Origin of the sequence: Yersinia similis, assembly GCF_001053095.1 — a bacterium.
GTDB lineage: Bacteria > Pseudomonadota > Gammaproteobacteria > Enterobacterales > Enterobacteriaceae > Yersinia > Yersinia similis.
Window position 1 is genome coordinate 226242 of sequence record NZ_CGBP01000004.1, and the last position, 17843, is coordinate 244084.

Here is a 17843-nt window from a genome sequence, read left to right on the forward strand (position 1 = left end):
GAGGCCCGTGGATAGGCAAGTAACTAACACCCGCCAACACACCTGCAACTTAAAAGACAATAGGTATCGATAAAGACAATAGGTATCAATAAAGACAATGGGTATCGATCAATAACGCCTCTGCCACTCGGCGTCACTCAGCACTTTTGCGGGGCGATTCATAAAGTGACGGTAAAAAGCGTCATAAGCCAACACATTCTTCACGTAGCCACGTGTTTCAGAGAACGGGATACTTTCAATGAAAGCCACTGCATCCACCTGCCCACCACTGTTACCCAACCAAGTATTCACCCGTGACGGACCCGCATTATAAGCCGCGCTGGATAAAATACGGTTACGCCCAAATTGCTGATAAACCTCCTCCAGATAGTAGGTACCTATCTCAATATTAGTCACCGGATCCAGCAACTGGCTGCTATTCAGATACCCACTGATATTATTTCGTTTTACGGTATGTTCTGCGGTACGCGGCATCACCTGCATTAACCCCGTTGCTCCTACTGGTGATTGTGCTTTCGGGTTCCAGGCACTTTCCTGACGTGCAATAGCCATCGCATAACTCGGCGTGATCCCCTTATCTTCCGTAGACTGACGGAACTCTTTCGTCCATGCCATTGGGAATCGCTCCTCCAGATGATCCCAAAGCTTGGCAACAATGGTAGCTTGCACACTCAGATCAGCCCAGTTCTGGTCAAATGCGTAGCGTGCCAGAGCCTCTTGCTCAGCTTTACTACGGCTGGCCACCAAATAGCTCCATTCAGCGCGCGCCTGGTTATCCATATTCCAATACATTAACTCGCGAACTCTGGCGATTTCAGGCCGTTGCGCCAGCGACAAATCTGGCTTGGTCGCCACCTGAACCTTAATCGGGTAAGGAATATTCAGTTTTTGGGCTGCCACCATCGGATAGAAACCCCGTTCTTTCGTCAGGCTACGCAGTATCGCCTCACCTTCCGCTTTTTTCCCTTGTTCCAACAACAACGATGCACGCCAATAACGCCACTCATCTTTATCTTGCGCATCTGGCGGGAGGCGAGCCAGCCAAGTTGCCAGCCCCTGCCGATCACCACTGCCCAGTGACATACGGATACGACGCTCCAGCAGCGAGGTTGAATGGCTGCGTAATGCAACCTGATCCCGCCATTTAGCTTGTTCGTAAGTCGCATCATTACCCATCAAACGCCAAGCGACGACTTCCTCCAGTTCCAGCTTCTCGCTGTCACTCATTTTTTGTAACCGCGCTAATGTTGGGATCATCAATCGCGCATTTTCCACATCCTGTCGTGCCAAACGGGTGAAAGCAATTGTTGTCGCTGAACGGGTAAAATCGGTCGGCCCGACGGTGCGGGCAAAGTTTTCTACACTGCTGGGGTCACTTTGCAGTTTTGCCAGCGCAGTCCCCATGGTTTGGTAATCCGCAGGAAGTTGTTTGAGTAAGTAACTCACCAGGCTGGCATTACCCTCTTTAAGCGCGAGCTTCATACGTGCCAGTGTTGCCAGTGGTGTCTGGTGCCCGGCTTGTTGCCAGACACTGAATAGTTTATCGCAGCTGCCCGGTAATGACTGGCCATTGAGCCAGACTTCACTGGCCCCTTCCCAAGCAACGGACTGCTCACCAGTGGCCCATTTGGCATAGTAATAGTTACAACGGGCGGCAACCGGTTTAGGCGCTGTCGGGCTGAACGTTAACAACCCGCGCCAATCTTCGCGGCGAGCCAATTCATTCACAAAGCGAGATGGCAGTGATTTCGCCGGTGGTAATGTGGGGTGACGGTTCAGAAAATCCTTCACTTGCGCCGTACTCACCTGGCTTAAATCTTGCGTCAACTGACGGTATTCCAAATAAGGGTACAGAGGATAATCACGTAACGTTGGCATCAGTTGTGCCACGGTATCCATCTGATTGCTGTCCCAAGCTAATTTAACTTGCTGATAGCGCTGCCGCTGAGCATCAAGAGAGTCGGCGAATGTCACTCCTGAAGTCGCCATCAGACACACGCCAATCGCCAGATATCGCCACTTACCCATATTTACCTTTTCCTCACTGGTTGTTGGCACTACATTTTACCGGCCACGGTATTTTACCGAATGCTTTACCGACTACGGTTTCATCTTCTTTCTTGCCGCACTCACACCGCCTGATCCCCGCGTCGCGGGTAGGCAGTAAGACATACTAACTAAGAGTTTCACCTGATAGCCAGCGATTACACAAGCTAATAGAAAAGGAAGATTAATCTTTATGGGCTATGGTTTACCAAGGTAAGAGTACTCAGAACAAGACAAAAGATAATTGGCGGGATAATGAAGTTATTAATTACTTATTATTCATTTAGTTATAGTATAGCCATCACTAAGTGCCTCGTATTTATTATCTTAGCTCAAGGCAGTATTTTGATAAAAACCTACTATCCTTGCTGAATATAACTATGCTGTTGTAAATATCTCATTCAACATAATTTTTTTGATTTTTAATAAAAGTCTTATCATTCAGAAATAAAATTTTGTAAGGGAGAGTCAAGATTATTCTTCCTTTTTCGTGCCGCTGAATAGATGAAAACGGTTAGATAGATTTATTAATTTTTAGAAGGTTCTTTCAATGCAAAACTCATCAAACCCTAAAAGTGCCGCCCCCCCTCCAGATGGTAAGGCTTGGTATCAACTTACTGTGGAAGAATCTTTGCAGCATCTAAATAGCCGCGAAGAAGGATTAAGCCAGAAAGAGGCACAAGAGCGCCTCGCGCAATATGGTCCCAATGCACTACCAGCCAGAAAAACAAAACATCCTCTACTGCAATTCTTAGCACACTTTAACGATGTCCTGATTTATATTCTGTTGGCCGCAGCGTTAGTAAAAGGTTTGATGGGGCACTCAGTTGATACCATTATTATCCTTTGTGTCGCGGTGATTAACGCGTTAATTGGCTTTATTCAGGAAAATAAAGCTGAAAAATCGTTGAAAAGCATCCAAAACATGCTTTCCAGCAAAGCCGTGGTCATTCGGGATGGCAAGGCACAAACTATTGATGCGCAGAATCTGGTGCCGGGAGATATTGTCACCTTGCGACCAGGGGATAAAATCCCCGCAGACCTGCGTTTACTGGAGGCCCATAATCTCCAGATTGAAGAAGCTATTCTGACCGGTGAATCTACGGTTGTTGAAAAGCAGATCGGCGTCATTGAGAGTGAATCCGTCATCGGTGATCGCAAGAACCTACTATTCTCGGGCACCACCATCAGTGCCGGTACGGCCAAAGGCGTCGTCATCGCCAGCGGTGGAGATACCGAGCTGGGCCATATCAATCAGATGATGGCGACCGTGGAGTCGACCCGCACCCCTTTGTTACAACAGATGGACCGTCTGGGAAAAGCCATTTTCATCCTGATTTTGGTGATGATGGCGATATTGTTCGTCTTCGCCTTTATCTTACGTGACCTACCGGTCGATGAACTGCTGCTGGCCTTAATCAGCTTGGCTGTCGCATCAGTACCGGAAGGTTTACCGGCGATCATTTCGATTATTCTGTCTCTGGGTGTGCAAGCGATGGCGCGCAACCGCGCAATTATCCGCAAGTTGCCAACGGTAGAAACCTTAGGTGCCATGACCGTCGTTTGCTCCGATAAAACCGGTACGCTGACGATGAACGAAATGACGGTTAAAGCCGTGATTCTGGCAGATCATTGCTACCGCGTGGAAGGTGAAAGCTATGAGCCAGTAGGTAATATTTACCCAGAAGGTAGTGAGCAGCAAGCTGAGTTGGGCACCAATAAGGCGCTAAAAACATTTATTACTGCGGTCAATCTATGTAATGACAGCCAGATTCAGAAAAACGAACAAGGCCATTGGACCATTACTGGTGGGCCAACTGAAGGGGCGCTGAAAGTTCTGGCGGCAAAATCTGGGATCAAGCTGGAACACGTTACCCAACACGGCAAAATTCCTTTCGACTCTGCCTATAAATACATGGCTACCAGCCATCAGGTTCAGTCAGATAACAGTATCTTCCTAACCGGTGCACCGGATGTCTTGTTCACCTTCTGCCAACAAGAACTGACCGACAGCGGTGTTGCGCCGTTCCGTCGTGATTATTGGGAAGCAGAAATGGCGCGCTATGCCAAACAAGGCTTGCGTATGGTGGCAGCGGCATTCCGCCCAACGGACCAACCGGTCAACGAATTAGATCACAAAGATATCCAACAAGGCATGGTGTTTGTTGGTATCGCCGGCATGATGGATCCACCACGACCTGAAGCTATCGATGCGATTGCCACCTGCCAACAGGCCGGCATTCGGGTGAAAATGATCACTGGCGATCATCAGGAAACGGCGATGGCGATCGGGGCCATGTTGGGTATTGGCAACGGTACAGACTCCATCACTGGCAACCAACTGGAGCATATGGATGACAAACAACTGGCAGAAGCCGCTGTTCGTTATGATATTTTTGCCCGCACCAGCCCGGAACATAAACTGCGTCTGGTAAAAGCCTTGCAGGAGAAAGGTGAAATCGTAGGTATGACCGGTGATGGGGTTAACGATGCTCCGGCGCTGAAACAGGCCGATGTCGGCATTGCTATGGGTATCAAAGGCACCGAGGTGACGAAAGAAGCCGCCGACATGGTGTTATCCGATGATAACTTCGCCACCATTGCCAGTGCGGTTGAAGAAGGCCGCCGGGTTTACGATAACCTGAAAAAAACCATTCTGTTTGTTTTGCCAACTAACCTGGCGCAAGGTTTATTAATCATCTTTGCTATCCTTGCTGGTGCGGTGATCCCATTAACACCACTACAAATCCTGTGGATGAACATGGCAACCTCCACCACCCTCTCCTTCGGTCTGGCATTTGAACCAGCGGAAAGAGGCATTATGCGCCGCAAACCACGTGACCCATCCCGCCATGTATTGGATGGCCATGCCATTTGGCGTATTGGTTTTGTCGGGACCCTGATTGCTTGTAGTGCTTTCGCCCTGGAAGCCTATTTGGAACCCCGTGGCTACAGTACCGAATTTATCCGTACGGTTCTCATGCAAACACTGGTGACCGCGCAGTGGATCTACATGTTTAACTGCCGTGTGATGGATCGTTTCCCACTGAATAAAGAAGTGTTCGTTAATAAAGGGCTGTGGTTAGTCTCTGGCGTACTGGTGCTGTTGCAGCTAGCCATAATCTACCTGCCGTTTATGAATACCGCCTTCGGTACCGCGCCATTACCTGCATATTACTGGGGCATAACATTACTGGTTGCTATTGCCATCTTTATTGTTGTTGAAATAGAGAAATGGGTTATCGGGCGCTTTAAAAGCGTAAATAAATCCGTTTAACATCAGTCAGAAGAGATAAAACCCCGGTGAAACTCCGGGGTTTTTGAAGTAAATCCCCCCCGTTTTATAGGCCTGTGAACAAAGGGCTTACCGCCCCTACTGGCACTTCAGTGGCTAATGACATTACGCCCCCAACAGCACGTTTCACCTTCATCTGACGTGATCAACTGCCTGACAAAACCCGAAAAACAATCGGGCTTTTACACTCTTATTTCAAGTAACATAAATAAGATTTAAGATAAATCTTAAGTTTCCGATAACATGACTATTATTACTTCATATAAATCTTATAATGACGTTGCACCTAATTCCTATTCAGCCACCACATTTAGCATCCCTTTTATCCCAACTGGAAGCGCAAAAATGAAGACAGCGACTTGCGCAACCAACCACGTCAGTGATGAAGATCATGCCCCCTCGCACAGACTGATTGTACGGTCACATTGGTGGAGCGTTTATCTATTATTACTTTCATTATTGGTGGCTGTACCAATCCCATCATTGGCCGCCAGTAATATTAATGCAGATATTCTGCGTGAACGTAGCGATTCTGCTGCCAAGATGGTGTTAGGTATTATCAGTTATTCACGCTGGCCGGCTGCTCTGCCAGTGATCAGGTTGTGTGTTATCGCCCCGACGGACTATGCTGAAATGTTATTTAATCCAGCACTGATGGAAACCACACATCCGGTTCAAACCCAACGTTATTCACTTCCCAATAATTCACTAAGCAGTGAATGCGATGTGGTTTATTTAGGCCATATTGAATTGCAACAGCGCCAGCAGTTATCCATCCAGCTCAACGGAACCCCAATTCTCACCATCAGTGAGGATTATAATGAATGCACACTTGGCAGCGTGTTTTGCTTACTTCTGAATGATAAACAAGTCTCTTTTAAGGTCAATATGGATGCATTAGCACGCGGTGGTGTACGTGTTCACCCGAGTGTGTTGCAACTTGCCCGTAAAAAGGCTAATGCGCTATGAACACGATAACAAACCAATCTATGAAGCCGAAAAAAAATCACAATAGCGCAGAAAAACTCCCGACACTTGCTGGCGTATTGCGGCGCATACATTTGTCTGTCGCCATTGTATCTGTAGTAACAGCCAGTATTTTCCTGACCGTCGCCGCGCTATTCGCCTTACGGGTTTATGTTGATCACAACCTGCATTTGATCGCCCGCGCCATCAGTTATACCACCGAGGCCGCCGTCGTTTTTGGTGATAACGTGGCGGCTAACGAGTTATTGGCGCTGATTGCATCGAATGAAGAAGTGGCAGAAGCAAAGATCATTAATAAACATAATCGTCAAATAGCTTACTGGACGCTACCTGACGATGGGCCTATCCATCATATGGAGCAAATTGTTGCTCATTGGATACTGCCTGCCCCTGTCGTGTTACCGATGTTTCATGCTGGCGATGAGATTGGCAAAATTGTCATTGTTGGACATGGCGGCAGCTTGTTGCGTTTCTTGCTACAAGGTCTGGCGGGGATGTTGGCGTGCCTGACGGTCAGTACATTGGTCGCACTCTTCCTATCACGGCGGATGTTGCTTGGCATTGTTGGCTCACTTAATAGGATCACCGAGGTTGCTCATAATGTCAGCCGCCACCGCAGTTTTGGTCAACGGGTTCCTTCAGCAAAGGTAGCTGAATTGAACGAGCTAAGTAATGACTTTAACGGGTTGCTGGAAGAGCTTGAGGTGTGGCAAAAACATCTGACGCAAGAAAATGACTCACTGGCTTACCGCGCCGCCCATGACAGCCTGACCGGGCTAGCAAATCGTGCGTTTTTTGAAGGGCGCTTGAGCCGGGCGCTTAATGATTGCCAGCCCGGCGAGTACACCGCCGTGTTATTCCTGGATGGCGACCATTTTAAAGACGTAAATGATAATTATGGCCATGCCGCAGGCGATCTTGTGCTCACGGCAATTGCCGTCCGTATCCGCGCCTTATTACGTGAAACTGATTTAGTGGCTCGTTTAGGCGGCGATGAGTTTGCGGTGTTACTGACCCCTATCCACCACTTGGATGATGTTTTAACTATTGCCGATCATATTATCGGCAGTATGGCCCTACCAATAATACTGGCTGAAGGCGGTGAAATTACCGTCTCACTCAGTATTGGTATTGCTGTTTATCCTGATCATGCACAAACGCCGGAAAAGTTATTACAACGAGCGGACGAAGCGATGTATCAGGCGAAGAAAAACTTCCGGTCTGGCAAGCGTATTTTTGTCTATCAGCCGAATACAACTCACACAGAAAGTTTAGGATAGGTGACATGCAGAAGATGAAAAATAAGCGTTTAATACAACGTATTTGGCTCAGTTTCCTGGCAATGGGTTTAGTGCTATTAGTGGGGTGTCAGGCTAAACCACAAGGGCTAACACCTGAGCAAATCGCCGCATTGCAAGAGCAGGGGTTTAAATTAACCGATAATGGCTGGGAATTTGGCATGGAAAATAAAGTGCTATTCGACAGCGATGTGAAAAAATTAAATCCTGAGGGTATGCAAACCGTACAAAAAATTGGTCGGATATTGTCAGATGTGGGTATTAAAAATATGCGGGTTGATGGTCATACCGATTCCATCGGGGAGGAGGACTATAATCAACAATTATCCTACCAGCGCGCCTTAGCAGTAGCCGATACTCTAGTTACCGTCGGTATTCCAAAGAATAATATTGATGTTCGTGGCCGTGGCAAGTTAGAGCCCGTCGCAGATAATCGCACCAGTAAAGGCCGAGCCGAAAACCGCCGCGTCGCCATTATTATCACCGCACCCTAATTTCCTTTATTTACTGGTTTGCTGCCGTAACCCGGTTTCTGCATTTATTCTGCTCAGATATAGACCCAGAGTCATTGACAATGCAGCTAAGCAGCCAGCATCAAGGATGAAGTGGATCGCTGGGATCCATTCTCAAAACGGGCTACACTTGTACCCTATAAAAAACTGATATAGAGAGGCAGACTCAACGTGGCTCAATACGTCTATACCATGCACCGCGTCGGTAAAGTTGTTCCACCGAAACGGCATATCCTGAAAAACATCTCCCTGAGTTTTTTCCCAGGGGCAAAAATTGGTGTACTGGGCCTGAACGGCTCCGGTAAATCGACCCTGTTGCGCATCATGGCTGGCCTTGATACCGAGATTGAGGGCGAAGCTCGTCCACAACCTGGGATCAAAATTGGCTATCTGCCACAGGAACCTAAACTGAATCTTGAACAAACGGTCCGTGAATCGGTTGAAGAAGCCGTGGGTGAAGTCAAACGTGCGCTGACCCGTCTGGATGAAGTTTATGCGCTATATGCCGATCCTGATGCGGATTTCGATAAGCTGGCAAAAGAGCAAGGCGAGTTGGAAGCAATTATCCAATCCCATGACGGCCATAATCTGGATAACCAGCTAGAGCGCGCCGCCGATGCCCTGCGTCTGCCACCGTGGGATGCTAAAATCGCCAACCTGTCCGGTGGTGAGCGCCGCCGTGTCGCGATTTGCCGCCTACTGCTGGAAAAACCAGACATGCTGCTGCTGGACGAACCAACCAACCACTTGGATGCAGAATCTGTGGCCTGGCTGGAGCGCTTCCTGCATGACTACGAAGGCACTGTAGTGGCGATCACCCATGACCGTTACTTCCTCGATAACGTTGCTGGCTGGATTCTGGAACTGGACCGTGGTGAAGGCATTCCATGGGAAGGCAACTACTCCTCTTGGCTGGAACAAAAAAATGCCCGTCTGGCGCAAGAAGCCTCTTCTGAAGCCGCACGTCGCAAATCCATTGAGAAAGAACTGGAGTGGGTTCGTCAGAATCCTAAAGGCCGTCAGGCGAAGGGTAAAGCTCGTCTGGCCCGCTTTGAAGAACTTAACAGTGTTGAATATCAAAAACGTAACGAAACCAGCGAGCTGTTCATTCCACCGGGTCCACGCTTAGGCGACAAAGTGCTGGAAGTGGAGCATCTGAGCAAATCTTACGGTGACCGCCTGCTGATTGACGATCTGACTTTTGCACTGCCGAAAGGCGCAATCGTTGGGATCATCGGGCCGAACGGAGCCGGTAAATCAACCCTGTTCCGTATGCTATCCGGCCAGGAACAACCCGATTCAGGCACTATCTCGCTCGGTGATACGGTGCAACTGGCGTCAGTTGATCAGTTCCGTGACAACATGGATGACAGCAAAACGGTTTGGGAAGAAGTTTCCGGTGGTCAGGACATCATGAAAATCGGTAACTTTGAGCTGCCAAGCCGCGCGTATGTCGGCCGTTTCAACTTCAAAGGTGTCGATCAGGGTAAGCGCATCGGTGAGTTGTCCGGTGGTGAGCGCGGCCGCATTCATTTGGCTAAGCTGCTACAGGTTGGCGGTAACATGTTGCTGCTCGATGAACCTACCAACGACCTGGATATCGAAACCCTGCGAGCGCTGGAAAACGCCTTGCTGGAGTTCCCAGGCTGCGCCATGGTTATTTCCCATGACCGTTGGTTCCTTGACCGGATTGCCACCCACATCATCGATTATCAGGATGAGGGTAAGGTAGAATTCTTTGAGGGTAACTTTACTGAATACGAAGAGTGGAAGAAACGTACTCTGGGGGCTGAAGCACTTGAGCCACACCGTATTAAGTATAAGAAAATGACCAAATAGTTTTTGAGATACCCTAAATAAGTCGAGTTGCAGGAAGGCGGTAACTGAGTACATTCCCAAAAACTTACATCAGTAAGTGGCTGGCGGGTAGAAGTCTGACAGATAGAATGGCCTGCAATCGCAGGCCTTTTTAGTCAGGGTATTTCACCTGATACCGCGTGCTTCGTCCACCGCCTGGCAGTTTTTCAATACATTCACGTGCCAGTAAATCAGCAAGATGACGCGTGGCTGTTGCTTTACTCACCTTTGCGACTTTCTGATATTGTGACGCATTGATCCCAGCAGAAAAGCCATTAATGCCATTGATACAACCGCTCAAGTGTTAAATCTGCCTTACACTCATTGATGGCGTCCAGCATCATAGCGGCTAAACCATCGGTTCGATCAGACGTTGGATAATTATCCTCTAAAATCATGCCCAGCCGCTTCGCCAGAGATGACCGTACCGATCTTATATTCAGTGGTTCATTTTCGATTTTTGATGAAGCAATAATATTTGCCAATAATATATCTAATGTTTTGGTCGCGTTTTCTGCCGAGGTATTCGTCCGGTTCTCGCCAAGGAGTTGCCCGAGTTTAAATCTGGCATGACGCAACTGTGGCTGAATAAGCGCCTCATCCCAATAAAAAATTGGGCCATTTCTTTTGCTGCCATACCCAAATATTTTCACCCATAGTGATCTCCCAACCCGAGAGTGAGCCGATTAGCCTCATTATTCGGCTCATGTGATGATATCCAGCACGTAGAGAGTGATCAGACGCTCAACTCCCCCACTGATACTCGGGAAAACTCACCTTATTACGCATCCGTTAATACTGAAGGGCGGGCAAGCCGTTGCGGATCAGCGGCCAGCAGTTGCTGAACCAGTTCGACGCAGCGTAGGAAGCGGGCGTCATAATCGGCTGACTCGACATGAACGTATTCAATATTATTGTCGCGCAACATCTGCTCGAGTAAATTTTGGAAGGATTTTCGATCACGGTCACTGCCGAGGCTACGCAACCCATCTGCTACCCACGGGGTATTATTTTCCAATAAGATCACCAGATCAAAACGGTATTCATCAATCAGAGCCTGAACGAAGGGGTGCTCCCGCCCTTCATATTTCTTACAAAATGCCTGCGTGGTGACGAAATCAGTATCAATAAACGCCACTTTATTGGCGTATTTCACGGCAAAATCCACATACTGCGCCTGCCCCAGCGCAATTTTGTCATAGTCTGAATATTGCAGTGCCATCTCATCCCCCCCCAGATGAGAGAAAACATAATCACGGCCATATTCCCACGCACTGGTGGTATTGAAGATATTGGCTAACTTATTAACCAGTGTCGATTTACCACTGGATTCACCACCGAGGATGGCTACCGTACGCACAAAGAAGGGTTTTACTTCGGTCGGGATATAATCCCAATAGCGGAAAGGGTCGCGGCGGATCTGGCGGCCACTGATGTTCATAAATGAGCGCTGTGGGTCAATCAAAATGGTTTCGATACCCAGTTGCTCTCGGTAACGCGGCGCATCCTGACTCTCGCTGGAATAGATAAAGCTGGGGACAATACCCTTTTCATTCATGAAAGCTTTTACGCCACGGCTCCACACATCCCAACCGTGAGGATAAGGCTCAATTCCGTGCTCATCAAAAGAGTGAATGTGGATATTTTTCTGATACTTAAAGGTTTGTAACAACCAACGCAGGCGGTCACTAACCGTTGGTTGTTGCGACATCGAGCTGTTCTCAAATAACTCCTTATCACGCGGCTCATCGTGGCAAAGAATGACGTGCAGTTCATCGACCTGGCTACAGGCGCGCTGGATAAGATAAATATGACCAGTATGCAGAGGGTAAAATTTACCAAACACTACACCGACTTTTTTCTCACGGCGCGGGAATTCCAACCCGAGAAAACGGTGTAGGGCCTCTAATTTTTGTGCGCTGGGGCTTTTGATTTTATCGTTAAGTAGCTGGCTTAAATAGCCTTTGGTCATGCCGCTGGCCTCAGCTACCTGCTGTAAGGTGCAGCCTTTTTGCTTAATTGCCGTTTTGAGATAGTCGAACTGCAGCATGCGGTCTCCTTGTTTAGCGTACTAAACAAAAATAACACAGGATGCTGCGGCATTGGCACTACTAAATATGCATTACCCATAAATATCCCGTCATAATTCAAGCGACCTATGCGTTGGTCGCCCACCTGCAACATGAGTTATTTAGGGCATATTCGGTTATAAATCTTCTAAAACAGCCAACGCATCGGCCAGTTTTTTTACCCCGAAGACCTGCATATTGGGTAATGGTTTTTTGGGCATATTGGCATAAGGCACGATGGCACGTTTAAAACCGTGCTTTGCCGCCTCGGAGATACGCTCCTGACCACTTGGTACCGGGCGGATTTCACCGGCCAGCCCCACTTCGCCAAATACCACTAAATCTTGCGGTAATGGGCGGTCACGCAGGCTGGAGACCAACGACATCAATAACGCCAGATCAGCGCTAGTCTCAGTGACTTTCACCCCGCCAACGACGTTAACGAACACGTCTTGATCTGACATCTGCAAACCACCGTGGCGGTGTAAAACAGCCAATAAGATGGCCAAGCGGTTTTGCTCCAGCCCGACAGCTACCCGGCGTGGATTCGACATCATCGAATGATCCACCAGCGCTTGGATCTCCACCAGCAATGGGCGAGTCCCTTCCCACACCACCATCACTGAGCTGCCCGCGGTCACTTCATCGCCACGGCTCAAAAAGATAGCCGATGGATTACTGACTTCTCGTAGGCCTTGCTCGGTCATGGCAAACACGCCCAGTTCGTTAACAGCACCAAAGCGGTTTTTGTGGCTACGCAGAGTACGGAAGCGTGAGTCGCCATCACCATCGAGCATTACGGAGCAATCAATACAGTGTTCTAATACCTTCGGCCCAGCCAGCGAACCGTCTTTGGTCACATGCCCCACCATCACGATGGCGACACCCCGGGTTTTAGCAAAACGAGTCAGATAAGCCGCGGTTTCGCGTACTTGCGCCACACTGCCCGGTGACGATTGGATATCCGCCATATGCATCACCTGAATAGAGTCGATGACCATCAGTCGTGGCTGTTCTTGCTCTGCTATCAGGCAAATCTGCTCAATACTGGTTTCCGACAACATATTCAGCCCCGCCGTGGGCAGGCCCAGACGGTGCGCGCGCATGGCGACCTGCTGCAACGACTCTTCGCCAGTGACATACAGGGTTTTCATGCTTTCCGACAGTTTGCAGAGGGTTTGCAGTAATAAAGTACTTTTGCCCGCACCGGGGTTACCGCCAATCAAAATGGCACTGCCCGGTACCACCCCGCCCCCCAGCACCCGATCAAATTCGAGAAAACCGGTTGAGAAGCGTGGCAGCTCCTCCAGGCTAATATCGGACAGCTTTTGTACCCGGCTGACACCTGCATCACCAGCATAGCCGACAAAACGGTCATTACGGGATGATGAAGCTACCGCCGCCAGCCTGACCTCGGTAATGGTATTCCAAGCGTTACAGGCACTGCATTGCCCCTGCCAACGTGGGTAATCGGCACCACATTCATTACAGACAAACGCCCGTTTGGGTGCTTTCGCCATGTCATCACCTCAATCTTATGAGCGCATATTTTACGAAAAAAATATCATTAAACACTTGATTATAAATAAATGATTTATGAATAAATAACTTATAAACGAATAACCTACTTACCACTCTCGTGTTTTAAGCTACCGGTCAAAATACATAAAACACTCAGTAAATCACCGTGACGGATCGCCACTTTCGCTTTGGCATAAACCTTCGGCTTGGCGTGGAAAGCCAAACCTAAACCCGCTACCTGCATCATTTTCAGGTCATTAGCGCCGTCGCCGATAGCAATAGTCTGTGCCAGTGGGATATTCAATTTCTCCGCCAGTTTGATCAGGGTATCCGCTTTATATTGCGCATCAACAATTGGCCCCAACACACACCCGGTCAGTTTGCCGTCTTTGATTTCAAGCTCATTAGCGGCAACATGTACCAACCGCAATTTGTCACGCAGGTATTCGGCATAATAGGTAAAACCGCCAGAAGCAATGGCCACATGCCAATCCAACGCCTGAAGTTTACGCACCAGGCTGACCAACCCCGGCATCAATGGCAAATCATCACGAACTTGCTTCAAAATATTGGCATCAGCCCCTTTCAGCGCCGCCACCCGTTGGCGCAGACTGGCCGAGAAATCCAACTCACCTTGCATGGCGCGTTCAGTGACTGCCGCCACCTCATCGCCCACACCCGCCAGTTTGGCAATTTCATCAATACATTCTATTTGGATCGCGGTGGAATCCATATCCATGACCAGCAGGCCGGGAGTACGCAGATGCGGTATCGCCCCCAGTGGCGCGACATCAAGGCCGCTCTCATCAGCCAGCGTTTTAATTCGTGGTGTTAGGCTACCCGCTAACCGGATCACCTGATAATCTTCCACACACCAGGCAGAAACAATCACCATGGCAGCACCGAGATGACGTTGAAAATCGGTGATCCGCTGTTTATCTAGTTTTCTACCGTACAACAGCCAACCTGTGTGACCGGCACGATAATCCAGCGGCATCACTTCATCGCCACTGAGTGAAAGTGGCAGACCCGGCCATTGATAGATCTCCGAGGGCAGATCGCAATAGGTCAGACTATTAGACATGAATTACTCCTGTAGAAACCGGGACAACGCAATATATAAACGGCTCATTTAAAACCTAACGCATCAAGTAAAACAACGCATCAAGCTATCCTATCGCCCTTGCTTCTGGCAACATAAAGTCACCATACCCAAAAGAATTGACGTTGTAGCCAATCAGTAAATAGAAGGTGAGCTAGAACCGCTCGCAACGCAGCAACATCAAGTATGAAGGGTATCATTCTCGTAAGGAACCGGTATGGCACGGGCTAAATTAAAATTTCGACTACATCGAACAGCTATTGTACTGATCTGTTTGGCATTATTGGTCTTGCTGATGCAAGGCGCATCTTATTTCAGCCTTAGTCACCAGTTAGCACGTTCAGAGCAGGTCGAAGAGCTGGCACAAACACTCGCCAAACAGGTTGCTTTTAGCTTGTCGCCCATTATGGATAGCGGTGACGACAATATTGATAGCCAGAAAGTCGATGCCATTCTTCAACAACTGACGCAATCCAGCCGTATTTTAGATGCCAGTGTGTATCAGATTGACGGTACGTTGGTTGCCAGCGCCGGAGAGAACGTGAAAGTACGTGACCGGCTGGCACTGGATGGTAAACGCCCTGGCAGCTATTTCAACCACCAAATAGTTGAAATGATCGCGGGTAACAGTGGGCCAAGTGGTTTTCTGCGCATGACACTGGACACTCACGTGTTGGCGACGGAATCCAAGCAAGTAGATAATACCACTAACTTACTGCGCCTGATGATTCTGGTGGCTCTGGCCGTGGGGATTATTCTGGCCCGCACCCTGTTACAAGGCCGCCGTAGCCGTTGGCAGCAATCCCCTTATCTGCTGACGGCCAATACCCCGGTTAAAGAAGAAGATGAAAGTGAAGATGATGCGCCAGAAGCTCTCGTCAGTCAGGCGGAAACCGACCATAAGCCTGCCGATAAATAGCCTCTCGGGGACACGTTAGTGATTCAGACATGAATAAATCAATTCAGCGGCAGAGATCTCTACCGCTGAAGAAAGAAAAAGCCGTTGGAAAGGGAGAAGCTTGAGACGAGATTACGCTTTATCACCCAGCAATACAGATTCCAGTGCGATCTCAATCATGTCATTAAAGGTGGTCTGACGTTCAGCAGCGGTAGTCTGCTCACCGGTACGGATATGGTCAGAAACGGTACAAATAGTCAGTGCCTTCGCACCAAACTCTGCCGCTACGCCGTAGATACCGGCAGCTTCCATTTCTACGCCTAAGATACCGTATTTTTCCATCACATCAAACATTTGCGGGTCTGGTGTGTAGAAAAGATCAGCGGAGAAGAGGTTACCGACACGAACATTGAGCCCTTTCGCTTTGGCTGCATCAACCGCATTACGGGTCATCTCAAAATCAGCAATCGCCGCATAGTCGTGATCTTTAAAACGCATACGGTTAACTTTAGAATCCGTGCACGCCCCCATCCCGATCACTACATCACGCAGTTTAACATCAGTACGTACGGCACCACAGGAGCCCACGCGGATGATTTTCTTTACGCCAAAATCAGTTATCAGCTCTTTAGCATAGATAGAACAGGATGGGATCCCCATACCATGGCCCATAACAGAAATCTTACGGCCTTTATAGGTGCCGGTGAAACCCAACATGCCACGCACGTTATTCACTTCACGCACGTCTTGCAGGAAAGTTTCTGCAATAAACTTTGCCCGCAGTGGGTCCCCTGGCATTAATACAACGTCTGCGAAATCACCCATTTCAGCATTAATATGTGGCGTTGCCATAATCACTTTCCTTAAAAATCAGATAATTAAATTTTTAACCTAATTGAAATGTTAATCGCCGAACTGGCTCGCTCAGCTTAGCCTTGTGCTCTAAAGCATGTTCTTGCCGTAATCCATTGGCGACAACCCAAAATACGTCGCTACCGTCTGCCCGATATCGGCAAAGGTCTCACGATGCCCCAATGAACCCGGTTTAACTTTCGGGCCGTAAACCAAAACCGGAATGTGCTCACGGGTATGGTCAGTGCCCGGCCAGGTTGGGTCACAACCGTGGTCAGCGGTCAGGATCAGGATGTCATCTTCTTTGACCAATGCCATCAATTCCGGTAGGCGGCGGTCGAATAGTTCTAACGCGGCAGCATAACCAGCAACATCACGGCGGTGGCCGTAAGAAGAGTCAAAATCAACGAAGTTAGTGAAAACGATGGTATTATCGCCCGCTTTTTTCATCTCTTCTATCGTGGCATCGAACAACGCATCCAGCCCTGTGGCCTTCACTTTCTGTGTGATACCAACATGCGCGTAAATATCGGCAATTTTACCGATAGACACCACTTCACCGCCCTTCTCATCAACCAGTTTTTTCAGCATAGTCGGTGCTGGTGGTTCAACCGCCAGATCATGACGATTACCGGTACGTTGGAAGTGTCCCGGCTTATCGCCGATAAACGGACGTGCAATCACACGACCAATGTTATAGCCACCGTCGGTCAGCTCTTCACGGGCAATTTCGCACAGCTCATACAGACGATCCAGACCAAAGGTCTCTTCATGGCAGGCAATCTGGAATACTGAGTCAGCGGAGGTGTAGAAAATCGGCTTCCCGGTTTTCATATGCTCTTCACCCAGTTGGTCAAGGATCACCGTACCGGAAGAGTGGCAGTTACCCAAATAGCCCGGCAGGTTGGCGCGTTTTACCAGTTTATCCAGCAATTCCTGTGGGAAGCTGTTTTCCACATCGCTGAAATACCCCCAATCGAACAACACCGGGACACCTGCAATTTCCCAGTGACCTGACGGCGTATCTTTACCAGAAGACAGCTCGCTGGCGTAACCATAAGCACCAATAATATCCGCGTTCTTATCCAAGCCAACTGGGAAAGTCCCGGTTGATTCTTCTGCCGCTTTACCCAGCCCTAAACGGCTCAGGTTAGGCAGTGTCAACGGGCCACTACGGCCCACGTTGGCTTCACCACGCGCACAGGCTTCTGCGATATGACCTAATGTATCTGCGCCTTCGTCACCAAATTTTTTGGCATCTGCGCTAGCACCAATACCAAAAGAATCTAATACCATAATAAATGTACGTTTCATTGCTCTCTCCTGCGTGGATTCACGCTCTGGGGGCGGCGATATTCATTCGCTCCACCACCCCACATCCATAATTAATTGCCGATCCGTTTATG

Annotated in this window: 12 protein-coding genes and 1 pseudogene; 6 read left to right on the forward strand and 7 right to left on the reverse strand. The window is 48.8% G+C overall.

Going from position 1 to position 17843, the window contains the following annotated elements; translation table 11 throughout:
• Window positions 1-108: 108 nt before the first annotated feature.
• Window positions 109-2028: a murein transglycosylase gene (sltY, locus tag AC971_RS05280; RefSeq protein ID WP_025382512.1), complete on the reverse strand. Its 1920-nt coding sequence runs from the start codon at window positions 2026-2028 to the stop codon at window positions 109-111.
• 568 nt (window positions 2029-2596) lie between these two features.
• On the opposite strand from sltY, the gene AC971_RS05285 reads away from it, so the two are divergent.
• From AC971_RS05285 to ettA, 5 genes are all read left to right on the forward strand, one after another.
• On the forward strand, window positions 2597-5323 hold the full coding sequence (locus tag AC971_RS05285) for a cation-transporting P-type ATPase (protein WP_025382511.1): 2727 nt from the start codon (window positions 2597-2599) through the stop codon (window positions 5321-5323).
• 363 nt (window positions 5324-5686) lie between these two features.
• On the forward strand, window positions 5687-6310 hold the full coding sequence (locus tag AC971_RS05290; RefSeq protein WP_025382510.1) for a regulatory sequestration protein YfiR: 624 nt from the start codon (window positions 5687-5689) through the stop codon (window positions 6308-6310).
• A complete protein-coding gene (locus AC971_RS05295) occupies window positions 6307-7608 on the forward strand; it encodes a diguanylate cyclase DgcN/YfiN (RefSeq protein WP_025382509.1) in 1302 nt (433 codons plus the stop codon). Before AC971_RS05290 ends, AC971_RS05295 begins: the two co-directional genes overlap by 4 nt.
• Before the next feature lie 5 nt (window positions 7609-7613).
• The gene (locus tag AC971_RS05300; protein WP_025382508.1) at window positions 7614-8120 is read left to right on the forward strand and encodes an outer membrane lipoprotein YfiB; all 507 of its coding nucleotides are present in this window, start codon (window positions 7614-7616) and stop codon (window positions 8118-8120) included.
• Between the two features lie 189 nt (window positions 8121-8309).
• Window positions 8310-9977: an energy-dependent translational throttle protein EttA gene (ettA, locus tag AC971_RS05305; RefSeq protein ID WP_011191691.1), complete on the forward strand. Its 1668-nt coding sequence runs from the start codon at window positions 8310-8312 to the stop codon at window positions 9975-9977.
• Between the two features lie 130 nt (window positions 9978-10107).
• Here the strand turns inward: ettA and AC971_RS05315 are convergent.
• The 4 genes and pseudogenes from AC971_RS05315 to serB all read right to left on the reverse strand — a co-directional run bounded on the left by AC971_RS05315 (window position 10108) and on the right by serB (window position 14669).
• Window positions 10108-10652, reverse strand: a pseudogene (locus tag AC971_RS05315) (DUF4172 domain-containing protein).
• A gap of 124 nt (window positions 10653-10776) precedes the next feature.
• Entirely contained in the window at window positions 10777-12045 is a 1269-nt protein-coding gene (nadR, locus tag AC971_RS05320) for a multifunctional transcriptional regulator/nicotinamide-nucleotide adenylyltransferase/ribosylnicotinamide kinase NadR (protein ID WP_025382504.1), read from the reverse strand.
• Window positions 12046-12201: 156 nt separating this feature from the next.
• Window positions 12202-13584 (reverse strand): DNA repair protein RadA, encoded by a 1383-nt coding sequence (gene radA, locus AC971_RS05325; protein ID WP_025382503.1) that lies wholly within the window; start codon window positions 13582-13584, stop codon window positions 12202-12204.
• A gap of 104 nt (window positions 13585-13688) precedes the next feature.
• Window positions 13689-14669: a phosphoserine phosphatase gene (gene serB / locus AC971_RS05330; RefSeq protein WP_025382502.1), complete on the reverse strand. Its 981-nt coding sequence runs from the start codon at window positions 14667-14669 to the stop codon at window positions 13689-13691.
• 235 nt (window positions 14670-14904) lie between these two features.
• Here serB and AC971_RS05335 point away from each other — a divergent pair, with 235 nt between their 5' ends.
• Window positions 14905-15606 (forward strand): YtjB family periplasmic protein, encoded by a 702-nt coding sequence (locus tag AC971_RS05335; RefSeq protein ID WP_025382501.1) that lies wholly within the window; start codon window positions 14905-14907, stop codon window positions 15604-15606.
• A 111-nt stretch (window positions 15607-15717) separates the two neighbouring features.
• On the opposite strand, the gene deoD is transcribed toward AC971_RS05335, so the two are convergent.
• A complete protein-coding gene (gene deoD / locus AC971_RS05340; RefSeq protein ID WP_025382500.1) occupies window positions 15718-16437 on the reverse strand; it encodes a purine-nucleoside phosphorylase in 720 nt (239 codons plus the stop codon).
• Between the two features lie 90 nt (window positions 16438-16527).
• Window positions 16528-17751, reverse strand: coding sequence for a phosphopentomutase (gene deoB / locus AC971_RS05345; protein ID WP_025382499.1), 1224 nt, complete (start codon window positions 17749-17751; stop codon window positions 16528-16530).
• Between the last annotated feature and the right edge of the window lie 92 nt (window positions 17752-17843).